Source organism: Shinella yambaruensis, from assembly GCF_022899355.1.
Taxonomy (GTDB): domain Bacteria; phylum Pseudomonadota; class Alphaproteobacteria; order Rhizobiales; family Rhizobiaceae; genus Shinella; species Shinella yambaruensis.
In genome coordinates this window covers 111,806-131,407 of the sequence record NZ_JALJCK010000017.1, presented here as the reverse complement: position 1 = coordinate 131,407, position 19,602 = coordinate 111,806, and the positions used below count along the sequence as shown (strand labels likewise).

Annotated in this window: 17 protein-coding genes; 9 read left to right on the top strand and 8 right to left on the bottom strand. The window is 66.4% G+C overall.

What is annotated here, in order from left to right:
* Positions 1–310 precede the first annotated feature (310 nt).
* The 3 genes from hrpB to MUU56_RS29325 all read left to right on the top strand — a co-directional run bounded on the left by hrpB (position 311) and on the right by MUU56_RS29325 (position 4,953).
* Positions 311–2,779 (top strand): ATP-dependent helicase HrpB, encoded by a 2,469-nt coding sequence (gene hrpB, locus MUU56_RS29335; protein ID WP_244770815.1) that lies wholly within the window; start codon positions 311–313, stop codon positions 2,777–2,779.
* A gap of 225 nt (positions 2,780–3,004) precedes the next feature.
* Positions 3,005–4,306, top strand: coding sequence for an ActS/PrrB/RegB family redox-sensitive histidine kinase (locus tag MUU56_RS29330; protein ID WP_244770814.1), 1,302 nt, complete (start codon positions 3,005–3,007; stop codon positions 4,304–4,306).
* Positions 4,307–4,383: 77 nt separating this feature from the next.
* Positions 4,384–4,953, top strand: a complete 570-nt coding sequence (locus tag MUU56_RS29325) for an ActR/PrrA/RegA family redox response regulator transcription factor (protein ID WP_244770813.1) — start codon at positions 4,384–4,386, stop codon at positions 4,951–4,953.
* A 106-nt stretch (positions 4,954–5,059) separates the two neighbouring features.
* Here MUU56_RS29325 and MUU56_RS29320 read toward each other — a convergent pair whose 3' ends face one another.
* Entirely contained in the window at positions 5,060–5,590 is a 531-nt protein-coding gene (locus tag MUU56_RS29320; protein WP_244770812.1) for an MmcB family DNA repair protein, read from the bottom strand.
* Positions 5,591–5,957: 367 nt separating this feature from the next.
* Here MUU56_RS29320 and MUU56_RS29315 point away from each other — a divergent pair, with 367 nt between their 5' ends.
* The gene (locus tag MUU56_RS29315) at positions 5,958–6,620 is read left to right on the top strand and encodes a L,D-transpeptidase (RefSeq protein ID WP_244770811.1); all 663 of its coding nucleotides are present in this window, start codon (positions 5,958–5,960) and stop codon (positions 6,618–6,620) included.
* 81 nt (positions 6,621–6,701) lie between these two features.
* Here MUU56_RS29315 and MUU56_RS29310 read toward each other — a convergent pair whose 3' ends face one another.
* Together MUU56_RS29310 and MUU56_RS29305 are read right to left on the bottom strand one after the other, a co-directional pair.
* Entirely contained in the window at positions 6,702–8,864 is a 2,163-nt protein-coding gene (locus MUU56_RS29310; RefSeq protein WP_244770810.1) for a malate synthase G, read from the bottom strand.
* Positions 8,865–9,049: 185 nt separating this feature from the next.
* A complete protein-coding gene (locus tag MUU56_RS29305; protein WP_244770809.1) occupies positions 9,050–11,056 on the bottom strand; it encodes a hydantoinase/oxoprolinase N-terminal domain-containing protein in 2,007 nt (668 codons plus the stop codon).
* Between the two features lie 140 nt (positions 11,057–11,196).
* On the opposite strand from MUU56_RS29305, the gene MUU56_RS29300 reads away from it, so the two are divergent.
* Positions 11,197–11,751, top strand: coding sequence for a hypothetical protein (locus MUU56_RS29300; RefSeq protein WP_244770808.1), 555 nt, complete (start codon positions 11,197–11,199; stop codon positions 11,749–11,751).
* Positions 11,752–11,897: 146 nt separating this feature from the next.
* Here MUU56_RS29300 and MUU56_RS29295 read toward each other — a convergent pair whose 3' ends face one another.
* From MUU56_RS29295 to hslV, 4 genes are all read right to left on the bottom strand, one after another.
* Complete coding sequence (locus tag MUU56_RS29295) at positions 11,898–12,845, bottom strand: DUF1402 family protein (RefSeq protein ID WP_244770807.1); 948 nt, start codon at positions 12,843–12,845, stop codon at positions 11,898–11,900.
* A gap of 176 nt (positions 12,846–13,021) precedes the next feature.
* Positions 13,022–14,332: an ATP-dependent protease ATPase subunit HslU gene (gene hslU / locus MUU56_RS29290; RefSeq protein WP_244770806.1), complete on the bottom strand. Its 1,311-nt coding sequence runs from the start codon at positions 14,330–14,332 to the stop codon at positions 13,022–13,024.
* Positions 14,329–14,871 (bottom strand): GNAT family N-acetyltransferase, encoded by a 543-nt coding sequence (locus tag MUU56_RS29285; protein ID WP_244770805.1) that lies wholly within the window; start codon positions 14,869–14,871, stop codon positions 14,329–14,331. Before MUU56_RS29285 ends, hslU begins: the two co-directional genes overlap by 4 nt.
* Positions 14,861–15,418 carry an ATP-dependent protease subunit HslV gene (hslV, locus tag MUU56_RS29280; RefSeq protein ID WP_244770804.1) on the bottom strand — a complete coding sequence of 186 codons (558 nt, stop codon included), beginning with the start codon at positions 15,416–15,418 and terminating at the stop codon, positions 14,861–14,863. Before hslV ends, MUU56_RS29285 begins: the two co-directional genes overlap by 11 nt.
* A gap of 1,089 nt (positions 15,419–16,507) precedes the next feature.
* Between hslV and hisB the strand changes: the two genes are divergently transcribed.
* The 3 genes from hisB (at position 16,508) to hisH (ending at position 18,287) form a co-directional block, all read left to right on the top strand.
* Positions 16,508–17,101 carry an imidazoleglycerol-phosphate dehydratase HisB gene (hisB, locus tag MUU56_RS29275; protein WP_244770803.1) on the top strand — a complete coding sequence of 198 codons (594 nt, stop codon included), beginning with the start codon at positions 16,508–16,510 and terminating at the stop codon, positions 17,099–17,101.
* A 71-nt stretch (positions 17,102–17,172) separates the two neighbouring features.
* On the top strand, positions 17,173–17,643 hold the full coding sequence (locus MUU56_RS29270) for a DUF2628 domain-containing protein (protein ID WP_244770802.1): 471 nt from the start codon (positions 17,173–17,175) through the stop codon (positions 17,641–17,643).
* 2 nt (positions 17,644–17,645) lie between these two features.
* On the top strand, positions 17,646–18,287 hold the full coding sequence (hisH, locus tag MUU56_RS29265; protein WP_244770801.1) for an imidazole glycerol phosphate synthase subunit HisH: 642 nt from the start codon (positions 17,646–17,648) through the stop codon (positions 18,285–18,287).
* Here hisH and MUU56_RS29260 read toward each other — a convergent pair.
* Positions 18,284–18,604: a hypothetical protein gene (locus MUU56_RS29260; protein ID WP_244770800.1), complete on the bottom strand. Its 321-nt coding sequence runs from the start codon at positions 18,602–18,604 to the stop codon at positions 18,284–18,286. The genes hisH and MUU56_RS29260 overlap by 4 nt on opposite strands.
* A gap of 239 nt (positions 18,605–18,843) precedes the next feature.
* Here MUU56_RS29260 and hisA point away from each other — a divergent pair, with 239 nt between their 5' ends.
* The gene (gene hisA / locus MUU56_RS29255; protein WP_244770799.1) at positions 18,844–19,584 is read left to right on the top strand and encodes a 1-(5-phosphoribosyl)-5-[(5-phosphoribosylamino)methylideneamino]imidazole-4-carboxamide isomerase; all 741 of its coding nucleotides are present in this window, start codon (positions 18,844–18,846) and stop codon (positions 19,582–19,584) included.
* Positions 19,585–19,602 lie beyond the last annotated feature (18 nt).

The following is a 19,602-nucleotide window of genomic DNA, read 5'->3' as shown; positions in this document are numbered from 1 at the left end:
CCACTCATCCCATAACGTCAACACTCAATCGAAAGAAAAATACAGAAATCGACAACTAACTGTTATCATTGAGGTTTATCGACTTCCAACCCCCAAGGACCCACCGCAACACCCAAAAACACACCGAAAATCTTGTCCAGGTGGTAAAATTCTTTTCCGGGACCGTTTTGCGTGCCGCACTCCGCCTGACGCGCTTTCCGGCCCTTCTCCCGGATGCGGCGCCGGGCTATTCAGGCGGGGAAACGAGACCGGAGAAAAGCATGTTCGTCGCCCATGATGGCGCTCCCTTTACAGACGGGGCGCAGTGAGGATGGGATCGATCCTCGATACCCTGCCGCGCCTGCCCGTCACGGAGGTCCTGCCCTCCCTCGGAGCGGCGCTTGGCGCGGGCACGCGCGCCGTGCTGTCCGCACCGCCCGGCGCCGGCAAGACGACGCTCGTGCCGCTCTTCCTTCTGGGCGAGGCCTGGCGGGGGGACGGAAAGATCATCCTGCTCGAACCGCGCCGGCTCGCCGCGCGCGCGGCGGCGGGGCGCATGGCGGCGCTCATCGGCGAGCGCGTGGGCGAGACGGTCGGCTACCGCATGCGGCTCGACAACAGGGTTTCGGCCAGGACGCGCATCGAAGTGGTGACGGAGGGCGTCTTCGCCCGCATGATCCTCGACGATCCGGAGCTGAGCGGCGTTACCGCCGTGCTGTTCGACGAATTCCACGAGCGCTCGCTCGATGCGGATTTCGGCCTGGCGCTGGCGCTGGACGTGCAGGCGGCGCTGCGCGAGGACCTTCGCCTCCTCGTGATGTCGGCGACGCTCGACGTGGCGCGTGTTTCCGCGCTGCTCGACGATCCGCCCGTCATCGTCAGCGAGGGGCGGGCCTTTCCCGTCGATATCCGCCACCAGGACCGGCCGGCCGGCGAGCGCATCGAGGACACGATGGCGCGGGCGATCGGCGCGGCGCATCGCCAAGAGAGCGGCTCGATCCTCGCCTTCCTGCCGGGACAGGCGGAAATCACCCGCACCGCCGAGCGGCTGGAGGGCCGCTTCGGGCCGGAGACGCACATCGTGCCGCTCTACGGCAATCTCGGCCAGAAGGAGCAGGACGCCGCGATCCGCCCCGCCCCCGCGGACACGCGCAAGATCGTGCTGGCGACCTCGATCGCCGAAACCTCCATCACCATCGACGGCGTGCGCATCGTCATCGACAGCGGCCTGCAGCGCCTGCCGGTCTTCGAGGCGGCGACCGGCATCACGCGGCTGGAGACGGTGCGCGTGTCTCGCGCCTCGGCCGACCAGCGCGCCGGCCGCGCCGGGCGCACCGAGCCGGGCATCGCGATCCGCCTCTGGCATGTCGGACAGACGGCGGCGATGCCGGCCTTCACGCCGCCGCAGATCCTCTCCAGCGATCTCTCCGGCTTCATGCTCGACCTCGCCCATTGGGGCGTCGGCGATCCGGCCGCGCTGAAACTCGTCGACCAGCCGCCCGCCGCCGCGGTGGAGGAGGCGCGCAGCCTCCTGCGCCTGCTCGGCGCGCTCGACGAGCACGGCGCACTGACGCCGGCGGGAAAACGCATCCGAACCCTCGCGCTGCCGCCGCGGCTCGCCGCGATGATCCTCCATGCCGCGGAGGACGGCGAACAGGTGGCGGCGGCGCGGCTCGCCGTGCTCCTGACCGAGCAGGGCCTCGGCGGGACGGCCGTCGATATCGAGGAGCGCCTGCGCCGCTTCGCCAGCGAGCGCGGCGAACGGGCCGAGGCGGCGCGGCGGCTGGCGCAGCGCATGGCCGAAGGGTTCGGCGTGGCGAAGGGCGGCCCCACGCCGCCGGCCGGCGCCTTGCTGCTGCATGCCTTTCCCGATCGCGTCGCCCTGCAGCGGGGCGGCCGGGGACGGTTCGTCATGGCGAACGGGCGCGGGGCGGAGCTGCCGGAGACCGAGCGGCTCGCCGGCGCGCAGATGATCGTCGTCGCCGACCTCACCGGACAGGCCGGGCGGCAGCGCATTCTCGCCGCGGCGGAGATCGACCGCGCGGATGTCGAGGCGGAGCTCGCCGCCAGCATCGTGCGGGAGGATCAGTGCGTCTTCGACCGGGCAAGCCGCCAGGTGCGCGCCCGCCGGGTCGTCCGCCTCGGGGCGATGATCCTGGAGGAAACGCCGCTTGCCCGCCCGAGCGGCCCGAAGGCGGCGCTGGCGCTCGCCGACGGGGTGCGCCAGCTCGGCCTTGCCGTGCTGCCGTTTTCCCGCGAGGCGGCGCAGCTGCGCGACCGCATCGGCTTCCTCCACCGCTCGATCGGCGCGCCCTGGCCGAATACCGGCGACGACGCGCTGCTGGCGACGCTCGACAGCTGGTTCGTGCCGTTCCAGGAAAACACCCGCGGCCTCGAGGAGGTGAAGCCGGCCAGCCTGCAGGAAGGGCTGATGGCGCTGGTCCCCTACGAGGTGCAGCGTGACCTCGCCCGGCTGGCGCCCACCCATTTCGAGGCGCCGACCGGCCAGCGCCACCCGATCCGCTACGACGGCGACGAGCCGGTGCTGGCGATCCGCGTGCAGGAGCTCTTCGGGCTGAAGCAGCATCCGGCCGTGGCGGGCGGGCGGCTGCCGCTGCTGCTCGAGCTCCACTCCCCGGCGCACCGGCTGATCCAGACGACGCGCGACCTGCCCGGTTTCTGGGCCGGCTCGTGGCGCGACGTCAGGGCGGACATGCGCGGGCGCTATCCGAAGCACCCCTGGCCGGAGGATCCGGCGGATGCCCTGCCGACGACGCGCGCCAAGCCGCGCGGGACCTGACAAGCGCGATTTCCGGCGCGTGCCGGAGGTTTTGCGCCGAGAATTGCGGAAAAACAAATCGCTCCCGGCGTTTTCACGGTTTAGGAAAGGCACTAAGCATTTCCAGCCGGAGCGAAGTCGCTTCGGCGTCGGATAATGCGGTAGAAACAAGAATCTAGAGCATTTCCGGTGAACCGGAGTTCACCGGAAATGCTCTCGCGGGTTCGCGAACGGAAGGACGGCGGGATGACGGGTTACCAGGACATCGACTTCGAGGGCTCCGGCCGGCGCCTGCGCCTCGAAACGATCATCCGGCTGCGCTGGCTGGCGGTGGCCGGCCAGTCGATCACGGTCATCGTCGTCGGGCTGTGGCTCGATTTCCCGCTGCCGCTGATGCCGGCCGCCGTGCTGATCGCGCTGCTCGCGGCGGTGAACTTCTTTCTCGCCGTGCGCTTCTCGCCGACGCACCGGCTGACGCCGGCGGCCGCCTTCCGGCTGCTCGCCTTCGACCTGTGCCAGCTGACGGCGCTGCTCTTCATCACCGGCGGGCTTGCCAATCCCTTCGCGCCGCTCGTCTGCGTGCCCGTCATCATCTCCTCCTCGCTGCAGCCGATCCGCTTCAGCCTGCCGCTCGGGCTGCTCTCGGTGCTCGGCATCACGGCGCTCGCCTTCACGCCCTTCCCGCTGCCGTGGTTTCCCGGCACGGTGCTCGTCGTGCCGCCGATCCTGACGGCCGGCTTCTGGTTCGCCATCGTCTCGACCACGGCCTTTGCCGCCTTCTATTCCTACCGCGTGTCGCAGGAGGCGGCGGAGCTTTCCGACGCGCTGGCGGCGACCGAACTCATCCTCCAGCGCGAGAAGCACCTTTCCCAGCTCGACGGCCTGGCGGCGGCGGCGGCGCATGAGCTCGGCACGCCGCTCGCCACGATCAGCGTCGTGGCGCGCGAGATGGAGCGCGAGCTCGGCACGGACGACCGCTTCAAGGAGGACGTGCAGCTTCTGCGCAGCCAGAGCGAGCGTTGCCGCGACATCCTGCGCCGCCTCACCACGCTTTCGGCGGCGGACGAGGCACATATGCGGGTGCTGCCGCTCTCCTCGCTGCTGGAGGAGGTACTGGCGCCGCATCGCGAATTCGGCATCCGCCTCAACCTCGTCGAAATCGGCGAGCGCGAGAACGAGCCGGTCGGCAACCGCAATCCCGGCATTCTCTACGGCCTCGGCAACCTGCTCGAAAACGCCGTCGACCATGCGCGCGAGGAGGTGACCATCACCGTCAGCCACACGGCGGAGCGGGTGACCATCGTCATCGAGGACGACGGCGACGGCTATGCGGCGGACATCCTGCAGCGCATCGGCGATCCCTATGTCACCAAGCGCCAGCGCGACGAGCGGGCCGGCGGGCTGGGCCTGGGGCTGTTCATCGCCAAGACGCTGCTGGAACGCTCCGGCGCGAAACTGACCTTTGCCAACCGCACCGGCGACCGGCCGGGCGCGCGCGTGTCGGTCGATTGGCCGCGGGCGCGCATGGAGGCCAAGACCGCAAAATGACTTTACCCGCCCCGGCTTACGGGCGATAAGCTGATCCTCATCAAGTATGGATGACATTCGGCCACGAAAGACGAAAAATGGCAGAAAACACCGACCCCCACGCCGCAGCCGACGATATCGGGCCCGATCCTTCCCTTCTCCTCGTCGATGACGACGCGCCGTTCCTGCGCCGCCTTGCGCGCGCCATGGAGACGCGCGGCTTTGCCGTCGACACGGCCGAATCGGTCGCCGAGGGCATCGCCAAGGCCAAGACCAACCCGCCGAAATTCGCCGTGGTCGATCTCCGGCTCGGCGACGGCAGCGGCCTCGACGTGATCGCCGCCATCCGCCAGCGCCGCGACGACACGCGCATCATCATGCTGACCGGCTACGGCAACATCGCGACGGCCGTGAACGCGGTGAAGCTCGGCGCGGTCGATTATCTCGCCAAGCCGGCGGATGCCGACGACATCTTCGCCGCGCTGACGCAACGCCCGGGCGAGAAGGTGGAGCTGCCGGAAAACCCGATGTCGGCGGACCGCGTGCGCTGGGAACACATCCAGCGCGTCTATGAAATGTGCGACCGCAACGTCTCCGAGACGGCCCGCCGCCTCAACATGCACCGCCGCACGCTGCAGCGCATCCTCGCCAAGCGCGCGCCGAAGTAAGAACGTCTCCGGCCCCCTCGTCCGGCGCTTCGCGCCGCCTTCTCCCCGCCGGGGAGAAGGAAAAGAGGAGATGCCGGCACCCTCAGCAAGCTGTTTCAGACGGACATCACGCCGGCTCGTCGCGCTTTCCCGAGACGATGGCGGACATGTCCGGCCCGCCGCCCCGCGTGTCGGCGGCGAATTCCGCCAGCAGCAGCCGGCCCGCGGCGACGCGGGCGAAGGCGAAGGTGACGGATTTTCGCGTCGGCGGCGGCAGCCGGTGCTCCGGCGCCTCGCGCAGGATATGCGCGCCGTAGCCGTCGGAGAGGATCAGGCCGCAATCCTCCGGGAAGATCTCGAGCGGCACGCCCTTGTGCGTGGCGAAGAACAGCCGGTCCGAATGGCGGCGGTAGTCCGGCCATTTGCGGTCTACCCGGAAATCCTCGATCGACGTCTTGATCTCGACAATCCAGATCTCGCCCCGGTCGGAGAGGCTGATGAGGTCGGCGCGCCGGCCGCTCGCCAGCGTCAGTTCGGGCAACACCGCATGGCGCATCTCCGTCAGCATGCGCTGCACGCCGCGGCGCACCATCATGGCACGGTCGGACTGGCGTCCGTCGATCAGCGGATTGTCGTTGTGAATGGAAACGATCGTCATGGGTCAACCTCGGCGAATCGCATTCTACCCGCAAATGCGCGCCGCGAAAAAGTTAAGGGCGCTCGCTGATTCGAACGGCGCGAAAGATTCCCTTAACCGTGCCCCGCGGTTCCTGTGCGGCTTCGGGCCAGCGCTGCGGAAGACCATTGAACGGGCCGGAAAGGCGTGCTTGTCCTGTTTCGGACGCGGCGAAAGCGCCGGGCGGGCAGGTCTGTTGTTGCAAAAAAACAATCACCGGCCTTTTTGCTCAAGCGCAGGCCCGCGCCGGAGCGCACAGACTTGCATTGACCGGTTTAATCGAAAATAAACCATGATCGATGAAAGTTCCGCGGCTCGGAACTTCTTAATTTCCTATCAAGAGACTCACATGCGTTTCCGCAATGCCCTCCTTCTGTGCGGCCTCGCAGCGGCCGTCACGCTCGCCGGCTGCTCTTCCTCCTCGACCTCGCTTCCGGGCGAAAAGGTGGCGACCAACGCCATCTTCACATCGGAATATGGCCCTGTTGAGGACAACGGCTATGCCCTGCCGGGAATCCCGATCAGCAAGGTGAACACCCGGTTCCACCGGCAGATCGTCGACTACGCGACCAGGGAAAAGCCCGGCACGATCGTCGTCAACACGCCGAACCGCTTCCTTTATTATGTGCTGCCCGGCGGCAAGGCCGTGCGCTACGGCATCGGCGTCGGCAAGGCGGGCTTCGCCTGGCAGGGCGAGGCCTACATCGCCTGGAAGCAGGAATGGCCGACCTGGCATCCGCCGGAAGAGATGGCCGCCCGCCGTCCGGACGTCGCCCGCTACGTCAAGGAAGGCATGGGCCCGGGCCTGAAGAACCCGCTCGGCGCGCGCGCCCTCTATCTCTTCAACGAGAAGGGCCAGGACACGCTGTTCCGCCTGCACGGCACGCCGGAATGGGCCTCCATCGGCACGGCCGCCTCGTCGGGCTGCATCCGCCTGATGAACCAGGACATCATCGACCTCTACAAGCGCGTGCGTCCCGGCAAGGGCGCCCGCGTCGTCGTCCAGCAGTAAGCGGAAAAGATCCGCTTAGGAAAGAAGCCGCCGGATCGCTCCGGCGGCTTCTTTTGTTCTGGCGCCTTCCGGCAGGGGGGATCAGGCCGCGGCGGCCTTCAGCTCCAGGCGGCGGCGGTGCAGGACCGGCTCGGTATAGCCGTTCGGCTGCTCGCGGCCCTTCAGCACGAGGTCGAGCGCCGCCTGGTAGGCGATCGAGCCGTCGAAATTGCCGGCCATCGGGCGATAGAGCGGGTCGCCGGCATTCTGCCCGTCGACGACGGCGGCCATGCGCTGCATCGTCTCCTCGATCTGGCCTTCCGTCACGACGCCGTGATGCAGCCAGTTGGCCATGTGCTGGGCGGAGATGCGCAGCGTGGCGCGGTCCTCCATCAGGCCGACATCGTTGATGTCCGGCACCTTGGAGCAGCCGACGCCCTGGTCGACCCAGCGCACGACATAGCCGAGGATGCCCTGGGCATTGTTGTCGAGCTCGCGCTGGATCTCCTCCGGCGTCCAGTTCGGCCGGACGGCGACCGGCACCGAGAGGATGTCGGAGAGTTTCGCGCGCGGGCGGGAGCGAAGCGCGGCCTGCACCTCGGCGACATTGACCTTGTGGTAGTGCGTCGCATGCAGCGTCGCGGCCGTCGGCGAGGGAACCCAGGCGGTGTTGGCGCCGGCCTTCGGATGGGCGATCTTCTGCTCCAGCATCGCCGCCATCAGGTCGGGCATGGCCCACATGCCCTTGCCGATCTGCGCATGGCCGGACAGGCCGCATGCAAGGCCGATATCGACGTTCCAGTTCTCGTAGGCGGAAATCCAGGCGGCCTGCTTCATGTCGCCCTTGCGGATCATCGGACCCGCCTCCATCGAGGTGTGGATCTCGTCGCCCGTGCGGTCGAGGAAGCCCGTGTTGATGAAGACGACGCGCTCCCTGGCGGCGCGGATGCATTCCTTGAGGTTGACCGTCGTGCGGCGCTCCTCGTCCATGATGCCCATCTTCATGGTGTTCGGCGCCATGCCGATGGCGGCCTCGACGCGGCCGAACAGCTTTGCCGCGAAGGCGACCTCCTCCGGCCCGTGCATCTTCGGCTTGACGACATACATCGAGCCTTCGCGCGAATTCTTGCGGCGGCCGTTCGGGCCGACGTCGTGCAGCGCGATCAGCCCCGTCACCATGGCGTCCATGATGCCCTCCGGCACCTCGTTGCCGTCGCGGTCGCGGATCGCCGGATTGGTCATGAGGTGGCCGACATTGCGCACCAGCATCAGCGAACGGCACTTGACCTCGAAGGGCGAGCCGTCCGGCGCGGTATAGGTGAAGTCGCTGTAGAGCTTGCGCTCGACCGTCTCGCCGCCCTTCTGGAAGGTCTCCTTCAGGTCGCCCTTCATCAGGCCGAGCCAGTTGCGGTAGACGAGGACCTTGTCCTCGGCATCGACGGCCGCGACCGAATCCTCGCAGTCCATGATCGTCGTCAGCGCCGCCTCGACATTGACGCCGGCAATGCCCGCCGGATCGGTCTTGCCGATCTGCCAGTCGCGGTTGATCAGGATCTCGATGCCGAGGCCGTTGTTCTTGAGCAGGACATGGCGCCAGCCGTCCTTGCCTTCCGCATGGCCGGCATACTGTTCCGGCCGCTTCAGCGAAACGGCGCGGTCACCGGCGGCAAGGCGCAGTTCCGCCCCCGCCTCGATGCCGGTGAGGTCGGCCCAGCGGGCGCCTTCCAGCGGAACCGCCTCGTCGAGGAAGGCCTTGGCCCAGGCGATGACCTTCTCGCCGCGCTTGGGATTGTAGCCCTTGCCCTTTTCCGCGCCGTCCGTTTCCGGGATCGCATCCGTGCCGTAGAGCGCATCGTAGAGCGAGCCCCAGCGCGCATTGGCCGCGTTCAGTGCATAACGCGCATTCATGACGGGAACGACGAGCTGCGGGCCGGCGAGGCTGGCGATCTCGGGATCGACATTGTCGGTCGTCACCTTGAAGTCGTCGCCCTCCGGCAGGAGGTAGCCGATCTCGCGCAGGAAGGCCTCGTAGGCCGCCATGTCCGCCGGCGCGCCATTGGCGCGATACCAGGCGTCGATCTTCTCCTGCAGCGCGTCGCGCTTGGCCAGCAGCGCGCGGTTTTCCGGCGCAAGGTCGTGCACGATGGCGGAGAACTCATCGAAGAAACGCGCAGCGTCCACGCCCGTGCCGGGAAGCGCCTCCGTGACGATGAAATCATAAAGGTCGCGGTCGATCGAAAGACCGGCTTTCTCGATATAGGTCATGTAAAAACTCCGAATGACGGGACGAGGGGGGAGTATCCCGAATGCTGCCACTTTCCGGAGACGGACATGCATAGTCAATTCGGCAATGACATAAAGAATTTATTCCCGTTCGGATAAAATCATACGATAGGCACGCGATAACCGCCGCGAAAGGCGGCCAGGCGGGGCCGAAAGACGAAAAAGCGTCAGCTCTCGTGCGCGATGCGCGGCCGGCCGCTGGCGATCGCCGTGAAGCGCGCCTCCATGAGCTTGCGGCGGCCCTCCACCTCCGGCGCGTCGATCTCCTCGGTGAGCGTCACCGCCGGCTCGTCCGCACCGTTGATCCGCGCGGCAGTGAGCGCCGCCGTCATCGCCCGCTCCTTCGCCAGCGCGAAGGCCTCGCCTTCGTCGATGAAGCGCACGCTCTCGCCCGTGCCGCCGACGATGAAGATGCCCTCTTCCGGCATGGTCACGAACACCGTGACCATGCTGCGCACCTGGCCGACCACGGCGCCGACCGCATTGGCAACGCCGGCATCCGCGGGGATGGCCGATTCGGCGCCGAGCATGTCGGCGATGGCGGGATAATAGACCGGCGCCGAGGCGCCGAGGCCGACGAGCGGCCGGTCGAGCGCGACGCGGAACTGCACGATGCCGGGCACGCGGTGCAGCGCGCGGTCGATCGTCAGCGAGTTGACCGGATCGATCGCCCCCGCCCCGTCGTCGGCAAGGCAGGCCGACAGGATGACATCGGCCGACTGCCGGGTGAGACGATCGACGAGGACACGCGCCAGCGCCTCGGGGCTGTCGGCGATCGGCCGGCCGGAACCGTCCCGCGTACGGGCGGCGATCTCCAGCCCGAGGCGGGCGGCCACCGCATCCCACTGGCCCTGCCCGCCGAGCACATGCATGGCGTCGGACGGCGTGATGCCGCAGATATGCACGAGGCCGCGGGCGACCAGCCGGTCGAGCGTCACCTTCTGCAGCATGGTGGCGAGCAGCCCTTCCAGCGGCAGCGGCACCATGCCGATCTTCTCGTAGAGCGCCTGTTCCTGCGGCTGGAGGCCGCTCGCCAGCCGCTCCGGCACGCCGGTGCGCACGGCGAAGCGGCCGTCGTGCCGCCCGGCATGGGGCGCGCGCAGCTGGCGCTCCAGCACCGGGACGATCGCGCCCGGATGCAGCGCCGAGGCAAGGCTCAGCGGCATGAAGCGGCGCGGCCCGAGTTCGATCTTCGCCTTGAGGCCGCGGTCGTTGATGCGCACCTCCGAATCGCCGCCGAGGCCGAAGGTGCGCATGGCGACCGCCTCGACCATGGTGCGATAGCCGCCGACGACGGCGCCTTCCGCGTCGAGCTTCGGCCGCCCGCCGTCGAGCACCGCCACGTCCGTCGTCGTGCCGCCGATATCGGAGACGACGGCATTGTCGAGCCCGGTCAGGTGCCGCGCGCCGACGAGGCTGGCCGCCGGGCCGGACAGGATCGTCTCGATCGGCCGCAGCCGCGCCTCGGCCGCCGAGATCAGCGCCCCGTCGCCGCGCACCACCATCATCGGCACATGGATGCCGCGCCGGTCGAGATAGTCCTCGCAGGCGCCGATCAGCCGGTCGATCATCGAGACGAGGCGGGCATTGAGCAGCGTCGTCAGCGCCCGGCGCGGCCCACCGAGCTTGGAGGAGAGTTCGTGGCTGCAGGTGACGGGCAGGTGCGAGACCTCGCGGATGCGCGCGCGCACCCGCTCCTCGTGCGCCGGGTTGCGCACGGCGAAATAGCCGGCGACGGCGAAGGAGGAGACGGTCTCGGCCAGGACCGGCAGGGCGTCGTCAAGCGCCGTCATGTCGAGCGCCGTCTCGTCGCCATGCACATTGTGCCCGCCGGGCAGGAACAGCACGGGATCGTTGCCGAGCGCATCGGCAAGGCCGTCGCGCTTCAGGTCCTCGGGGCCGAAGCCGATCATCACCAGGCCGGCGCGGCCGCCCTGCCCTTCCACCAGCGCGTTGGTCGCCAGCGTGGTGGAGAGCGAGACGAGGCCGATCGCCGAAACGGGGGCCTTGGCCGCCTCCAGCACCGCTTCCACGGCGCCGGAAATGCCGACCGAGAGATCGTGGCGGGTGGTGAGCGCCTTGGCGCGGGCGACGACGCCGGCGGTTTCGCTGTAGAGCACGGCGTCCGTGTAGGTGCCGCCGGTATCGATGCCGAGTAACAAATGGTCTGCCACGAGAATTCTTCCGTACCGCCCGCCGTCTCTTTTCAAAGCGCGCCGTGAATGGTGTTATTGCCTATGGTGTTATGACATGTCCGCGCCGAATGCCACCATTCCACCGGCGGCATGCGATGAAAGAACGAGGAGCCTATCCAGTGATCGATCCCATCCTGCGAAAGCCGTTTCTGGCCGCCCTTTTCCTTGGCGCCGCGCTTCTGGCCGGCGGCCAGCCCGCAACCGCCCAGGAAGACGATGACGAGGAGCAATACCAGGCGCAGATCCCGGATGTCTCGATCTACAAGGCGATGCTGGATGCCAACAAGCAGACGGGCTGGGTGCAGTTCCGCAACTTCGCCGACCAGCAGCTCATCTATTTCACGAGCCTGCAGACCATGCATTGCCGCCTGTCGGAGATCCGCTACTCGATCAACAACGACACGCTGGACCAGCGCTTCCCGCTGGCCAAATGCGATCCCGAACTGCCGTTCAACCTGCCCTCGGACGACACGCAGAACTGGATCTATATCAACCTGAAGCCGGGCGAGGCGGAAACCATCGCCGTCCAGGCGGTCTGGGACGACGGCAGCGGCAGCGAGATCGTCGTCTACCAGCCCTGCAAGAACCCGGAAGCGACCTGCGCCTCGATCAAGACGATCAAGAAGGCGAAGAAGCGGGTCGACGAGCCGTCGCCCGCAACGCCAGTCCGCTAGCGGGTTGCAGAAGACGGCGCGGATGATCCCGAACTTCGAGGGCGGGCGGGACCGGCTCGTCTTGGCGAGCGTGAACCGGGAGGCAGGCCAGATTCGGAGCGAGGCCCGCAGGCTTGCAGCGGCCTTTCGCCGGGTGCTGCGAAAAACTACAGCAGACCCTCAAGTTCCGCCAGCTTGTCGTTGATCAGCCAGCCGTAATAGTTCTCTTCCGGCCAGGTCGCCTCGCCCGCGGCGCGGCGCGCGGCAAAGGCGGCAGCGCGCGCATCGGGATTGCCGATATTGTAGAGCGTCGCCGTCACGCCGGGATTCTTCGAAATATCGACGCCGGCGATCTTCCTGTAGGCGTCGATCGAGCGGCGGATCGAGGCGGCCATGTAGGCAAGCGAGATGTCGGGATCCATGATCGCCTGGTAGACGCCGGCCGCATCCTTCTCGTCGAGACGGTCATAACCGGAAATGCGCGCCACGTCGTCGGTCAGGGTCAGCGCCGTCAGCGGGTTGATCTGGCCGAGGCCGAAGGTCTGGCCGGCATAGAAGGGCTGGAAGAACACCGCGCTGAAGCGGTTGTTCGGGAAGGACGTGCCGCCGACCGTGCGGCCCTTGAAGGTCTTGTTCCAGACCGTCTCGCGGCAGGTCCAGAGGGCGTAGGAGCCCTTCTTGTCCGCGCATTTGGCAAATTCCGGCCGGTCGACGAAATCGGCGACGTTCTCGCCGTCATAGGCGAAGCGGAACGAGCCGGTATAGGACGCCGCCTTCACATAGTAGCTCTGCAGGCGGTCATAGGCATCCACATTGTAGGTGTGCTCGCCGACGATCGCGCCGACCATGTGGATGGGGGTGATGCCGTACTTGCCCGCCACCGCCTTGATCTTGCCGGTCAGCTGGCGATCGTTGGCGATGAGATCGCGCACCTTCTCGTATTTGGCGTCGAAGGAGGTCTTGCCCGCCTTGGTGCGGCGCGTGGAGGCGCCCGGGATCTGCGGCTGCTCGGCATTGCGGTTGCCGGCGGGCACCATGTCGATGGCCAGCGCCAGCGTCTGGTCCTGAACAAAAAGGGCGGCTGCAAGGGCAAGCACGGAAATGAGCTGTCGCACGGGTCCGGTTCCGTCTTCTCGTGATGTCGGCATGGCGAGACCGATGCAACGCAAACATGTCGGAATGATGCCAAAACGCGTGCAATGCCTAGGCCGCACGGTCCCTTCTGTCGAGAGGCCCCGCCTGCAAAAATCCGGCACCGGCGGCCGCAAGAGCGGCCACCGGTGCGGAAACGTCACAGAATGTAGCGCGACAGGTCGGTATTGGCCGCAAGCGCCCCGACATGCTTCTTCACATAGTCGGCGTCGATGAGGAGCTTGTTGCCGCCCTTGTCCGGCGCCTCGAAGGAGATCTCGTCGAGCACCCGCTCCATCACCGTCTGCAGCCGCCGCGCGCCGATGTTCTCGACGCTCGCATTGAGCTGCACCGCCACATCGGCCAGCGCGTCGATGCCGTCCTCGGTGAAGTCGAGCTCGACGCTTTCCGTCGCCATCAGCGCCTTGTACTGCCGGATGAGGCTCGCCTCCGTCTCCGTGAGGATGCGACGGAAGTCCTCCTTGGTCAGCGCGCGCAGCTCGACGCGGATCGGCAGGCGGCCCTGCAGCTCGGGCAGGAGATCCGAGGGCTTGGAGACATGGAAGGCGCCGGAGGCGATGAAGAGGATGTGATCCGTCTTGACCGGCCCGTATTTGGTGGCGACCGTCGTGCCCTCGACGAGCGGCAGGAGGTCGCGCTGCACGCCCTCGCGGGACACGCCCGCGCCCATGCCGCCGTCGCGCGCGGCGATCTTGTCGATCTCGTCGATGAAGACGATGCCGTCGTTCTCCGCCGAGCGGATGGCCTCGCGCTGGATCTGCTCGTTGTCGAGCAGCTTGTCGGATTCGTCGTCGATCAGGATCTTGTAGGAATCCTTGACCGTCGTCTTCACCTTCTTGGTGCGCCCGCCCATCGCCTTGCCGAACATCTCGGAAAGGTTGAGGACGCCGATATTGGCGCCGGGCATGCCGGGGATCTCGAAACCGCCGGGCAGGCCGCCGCCCGTATCGGCGACGTCGATCTCGATGTCCTTGTCGTCCAGCTCGTTGCCCCGCAGCTTCCTGCGGAAACTGTCGCGCGTCGCCGGCGAGGCCGTCGCGCCGACGAGCGCGTCGAGCACCCGTTCCTCGGCATTCGCATGGGCCTTGGCCGTCACCTCGGCGCGCTTCTTCTCGCGCACCAGGCCGATGCCGACCTCGACGAGGTCGCGCACGATCTGCTCGACATCGCGGCCGACATAGCCGACCTCGGTGAACTTGGTGGCCTCGACCTTGACGAAGGGCGCGCCGGCGAGCTTGGCGAGGCGCCGGGAGATCTCGGTCTTGCCGACGCCGGTCGGGCCGATCATCAGGATGTTCTTCGGCATCACCTCGTCGCGCAGGTCCGGTTCCAGCTGGTGGCGGCGCCAGCGGTTGCGCAGCGCGATGGCGACGGCGCGCTTGGCGTCGTGCTGGCCGATAATGTAGCGGTCGAGTTCGGAAACGATCTCGCGGGGGGAAAAGTTGGTCATGATGTCTCGTTCGCTTTCGGGTCGAATTGCATGATCAGCACGTCGTCGCCGGTGCGGCCCAGGAGCTTTTCCACCGGCCGGAAGCCGGCTTTTTCATAGGCGCGAACCGCACGGGCGTTGGCGGGATCGGGATCGATGATGATGGTCTCGTGGCCGAGGCCGCGAAGACGGGCGACGAAGGCGATGAGCGCCGCCGAGCCGATGCCGGTGGAGAGCCTGTCCGCCTCGCCGATCGAAAGATCGACGCCGACGGCCTCCTGCGGCAGCTCGAGAAGCCAGGGATTGTCCTTCGTCCACGCCTCGTTCTGGTGATGGCCGAGAAACCAGTATTGTATGTAGCCGACCGGCTTTCCGTCGAGCATGATGAGGAAGGGACGGGTCGTGTCCTTTCCCTCCACCATGTCGCGGATGAAGCCGAGCTCCTCTTCCGGATCGCCCCACCATTCGCGCATGTGCGGCCTGGTCAGCCATGCGTGAAGCAGCGGGTAGTGCCCTTCCCCGACGGGTGAAAAGCCGATCCGGGCGGGATCAATCGGCATCCAGCGTCTCCACCACGACATTCTGGTTGGTGTAGACGCAGATGTCGCCGGCGATCTGCATGGCGCGGCGCGCGATCTCTTCCGCCGACTTGTCCGTGTCCATCAGCGCCCGGGCCGCGGCATAGGCATAGTTGCCGCCCGAACCGATCGCCATGGTGCCGTGTTCCGGCTCCAGCACGTCGCCATTGCCGGTCAGCGCCAGGGTGACGGACTTGTCGGCGACCAGCATCATCGCCTCGAGGCGGCGCAGATAGCGGTCGGTACGCCAGTCCTTGGCAAGCTCGACGGCCGCGCGCATCAGCTGGTCGGGATATTGCTCGAGCTTGGCTTCGAGCCGTTCGAGCAGCGTGAAGGCATCGGCCGTCGCGCCGGCGAAACCGGCGATCACGTCGCCCTTGGCAAGGCGGCGGACCTTGCGCGCATTGCCCTTCATCACGGTCTGGCCAAGGCTCACCTGGCCGTCGCCCGCCATCACCACCTTGCCGTCCTTGCGGACGGTGATGATCGTCGTGGCGTGCATGGAAGCGTAGGGATTGTGTTCACTCATTCGATAGACCTCAAAGGCCCTTTTGGGGCGGGGACGCCGCCTGCGCGGCGGCTTCGTTGTGTCCTATGTAAGCAGCGGTTTGAAGATTGCAAACGGAGGGTGAGCCGATGGTGAAAGGGGCCGAAGCAACAAGGACGTGCGCAAGCCCGTGAAAGACAAGACCTCCGCCAAAGCCTCTCGATCTTCGATACGCAAGTGAAGCACGGCGACAGCGCGAAGAAGAAGTGAACTGCGGCGGCGAACGGGAACGCCGGGCGCGTCGGCCAATGACGGTGCCGCCCCTCACCCTAACCCTCTCCCCGCAAGCGGGGAGAGGGGACTTGCCCCGCTGAGCGTGAGAGGGGTGGAAACCATCCCGGCATATCCCTTCGCCCCGCTTGCGGGGAGAAGGTGGCGGCAGCCGGATGAGGGGCGAATCACGCCGTTCGCGGCGCTTTTCCAGAAAAGTCCCGGACCGATTTTCCCCACCCCCAAAACACACCTTATCCTGACCTTCCTTCCGCCGCCGGACGGATCGCGTAACGTGTCGATGCGGGCGGGAGGAGGCGCTTTCGATTTCTGCCGAAACGTACGGCAGGAACGAAAGAGGCGTGGAACGTCGTGGTGATCCATGGCCTTTTCCCGTGCTCACGGGATCGGGCCGGCGGATGAACGCGGCGTCAGAGGCTTCCCCCTTCCCCGGGTCGCGGGGTCGGCTTGGGTCCGCCATGCAAGCAGGATGGAAGCGCCTGTCCCCGAAAAGTGCGGAACGCGGTTTTCGGAAAAGGCACAGGCGCCAACAAACTGCGCAGCGAAGCCCTACCATGCCTGAAGGAGGATGAGACCGCCTCCGAAGAACGCCTGGGCCGCGCGAAAGCGAAGCCGCACCATACCCATTTCCAGAGGCAACGCTTTCGCGCGGTTCTCCGGACGAGGGCAATTCCGGCAAAAGCGCGAAGCGGTTTGGGTCGGAATTGCGAAAACAACGACGTTCCATCACCCCGGCGGCGCACCGCGCGGGCCGTTCCCCCTTGCGCCGGAAACCCTCGAAAGACTGGCCTTTTGTGAAGAGCCCTGTTAAGGAGCGGCGACACTCTACCGGAGACAGCAATGAGCCGCACTGCCAGCGTTTCGCGCAAGACGAACGAGACCTCCGTCGCCGTCACCGTCAATATCGACGGCACCGGCACGTCGAGCATTTCGACCGGCGTCGGTTTCTTCGATCATATGCTCGACCAGCTGTCGCGCCATTCGCTCATCGACATGGACATCAAGACCGAGGGCGACCTCCATGTCGACGACCACCATACCGTGGAAGACACCGGCATCGCCATCGGCCAGGCCATCGCCAAGGCGCTCGGCGACCGGCGCGGCATCACGCGCTACGCCTCGCTCGACCTTGCCATGGACGAGACGATGACCCGCGCCGCCGTGGACGTGTCGGGCCGGCCCTTCCTCGTCTGGAACGTCGCCTTCTCCGCCCCGAAGATCGGCAGCTTCGACACCGAGCTGGTGCGCGAGTTCTTCAACGCGCTCGCCCAGCACGCCGGCATCACGCTGCATATCCAGAACATCTACGGCGCGAACAACCATCATATCTCGGAGACGTGCTTCAAGGCCGTCGCGCGCGTGTTGCGCACCGCGACCGAGATCGATCCCCGCCAGGCGGGCCGCGTTCCCTCGACGAAGGGTTCGCTGGCCTGAAGCAATTCCAGCAGAAGTGTGCAGCGGTTTTGCATCCGGGATTGCATAGGAAATAATAGCTGGAGGCCGTCATGGCCACATTCCTCGTTCTGATACCGCCGGGCGCTGCGTCCGGAGACGAAAAAGCCCGGATCATCCGGGACCGCTTTTCCTGGATCGCGCTCTTCCTGCCGGTCCTCTGGCTGCTCTGGCATCGCGCCTGGCTCGCCGCCGCGCTCGCCTTCGCCGTGCAGTCGCTCGGCTCGGCCGTCGCCGATCATCCGCTCTTCGGCCTTGCCGGCCTCGGCATCTGCCTTGCCACCAATCTCCTCGTCGCGCTCGAAGGCCCCTCGATGGTCGTCGCCGGCCTCACGCGCCGCGGCTGGACGGTCGATGCGGTGATCACGGCCGACGACCGCGCCACCGCCGAGGAGATCTATTACATGCAAACCCCAGCCGGCGAGGCAGAACCGCGTGAAAGCGTCCTCCTGCCGGCCTCCGAAACCTCCCCGCGCCGGCACGCTCCCATGCTCGGCCTCGTCGGTTTCAAGGAAGGACGCTGAGAATGCGCGTTGCAATCATCGACTACGGCTCGGGCAACCTGCGCTCGGCCACCAAGGCCTTCGAGCGCGCCGCCCGCGAGGCCGGCATTGCCGCCGAAATCGACCTCACCGACAAGGCCGAGCGCGTCGCCGCCGCCGACCGCATCGTGCTGCCCGGCGTCGGCGCCTATGCCGACTGCCGCCGCGGCCTCGACGCCGTGCCCGGCATGGTCGAGGCGCTGCGCGACATCGTCGAGGCGAAGGCCCGGCCCTTTCTCGGCATCTGCGTCGGCATGCAGCTCATGTCCTCGCGCGGCCTCGAAAAGACCATCACGGAAGGCCTCGGCTGGATCAGCGGCGACGTCGTCCGGATGACGCCGGACGATCCGGCGCTGAAGATCCCGCAGATCGGCTGGAACACGCTCACCCGCCGATACGCGCACCCGCTCTTCGAGGGCATCCCGGAGACGCTGCACGCCTATTTCGTGCACTCCTACCACCTCGCCGCCGAAAACCCGGACGACGTGGTCGCGACCGTCGACTATGGCGGCCCGATGACCGCCTTCGTCGCGAGCGGCAACAAGGCCGGCGCACAGTTCCATCCGGAAAAGAGCCAGGCGCTCGGCCTTTCCCTCATTACGAACTTTCTTAGATGGAAGCCTTAGAGGAGCAGCTCGTGTTGGCCATCATTAACAATCGTCCGGGTCGTTACTCGACGCTTGGGCTTGTGCGGAGAAGCATCCACTATTGCGGCTTTATCAGGATGCTCGCGTTTGAACTCGTCAAATGCTTTCAAACGCGTTCCTTGGTTGCGCTCTTCTGTCCATACTTCGTAGAATCGAAAAGGACTCTGGCGATAGCGTTCAACAAGAGCCTGAACTCCTTCGCCAAGCCAGCGAGCTTTCCAGATATCCTTTGCTTGCGGGTCACTAAAATATGCCATTCGTTTTACCTCTTGGGAGCTAAACGAGATGCCAGCCATCAAAGGATTTCATTTGACGCCGGAAAGGCCATGTGCTCTTTGCCGACTGTAGGTAAAAGTCCTATTTCCCTTGGCATCTCAACTGCTACGGGCGCAAAAAGCCGGGCCGGAATCCCGGCTTTTTGTGTTGACGACTCCGACTCCTATGGATTGCAAGAAGAAGAGTCCATAGCAACTTCCGGGTTTTCACACGGAATCTGTTCACTTTTTGTGCGTATCTTCCATATACGAGCCCTGACATGATCCTCTTTCCCGCCATCGACCTGAAAGACGGCCAGTGCGTTCGCCTGAAACTCGGCGATATGGACCAGGCCACCGTCTACAATCCCGATCCGGCCGCCCAGGCGAAAGCCTTCGAGGACCAGGGCTTCGAATGGCTGCACGTCGTCGATCTCAACGGCGCCTTCGCGGGGGAAAGCGTCAACGGCGCCGCCGTCGACGCCATCCTCAAGGCGACGAAGAACCCCGTGCAGCTCGGCGGCGGCATCCGCACGCTCGACCATATCGAAAGCTGGCTGTCGCGCGGGCTTTCCCGCGTCATCCTCGGCACGGTCGCCGTGCGCGATCCGGCGCTGGTCATCGAGGCCTGCAAAAAATTCCCCGGCAAGGTCGCCGTCGGCATCGACGCCAAGGGCGGCAAGGTGGCCGTCGAGGGCTGGGCGGAGGCATCCGAACTCGGCGTCATCGAGCTTGCCAGGAAATTCGAGGGCGCCGGCGTCGCCGCGATCATCTACACCGACATCGACCGCGACGGCATCCTGACCGGCATCAACTGGACCTCGACGCTGGAACTCGCCGACGCCGTCGCCATCCCCGTCATCGCCTCCGGGGGCCTTGCCTCGATGGACGACATCCGCCGCCTCGTCGCCCCCGACGCCCGCAAGCTCGAAGGCGCGATTTCCGGCCGGGCGCTCTATGACGGGCGCATCGATCCCGCGGAAGCGCTCGCCATGATCCGCAACGCCAGATTGGCTAAGTGATTCGTAGGACTCGTTTTT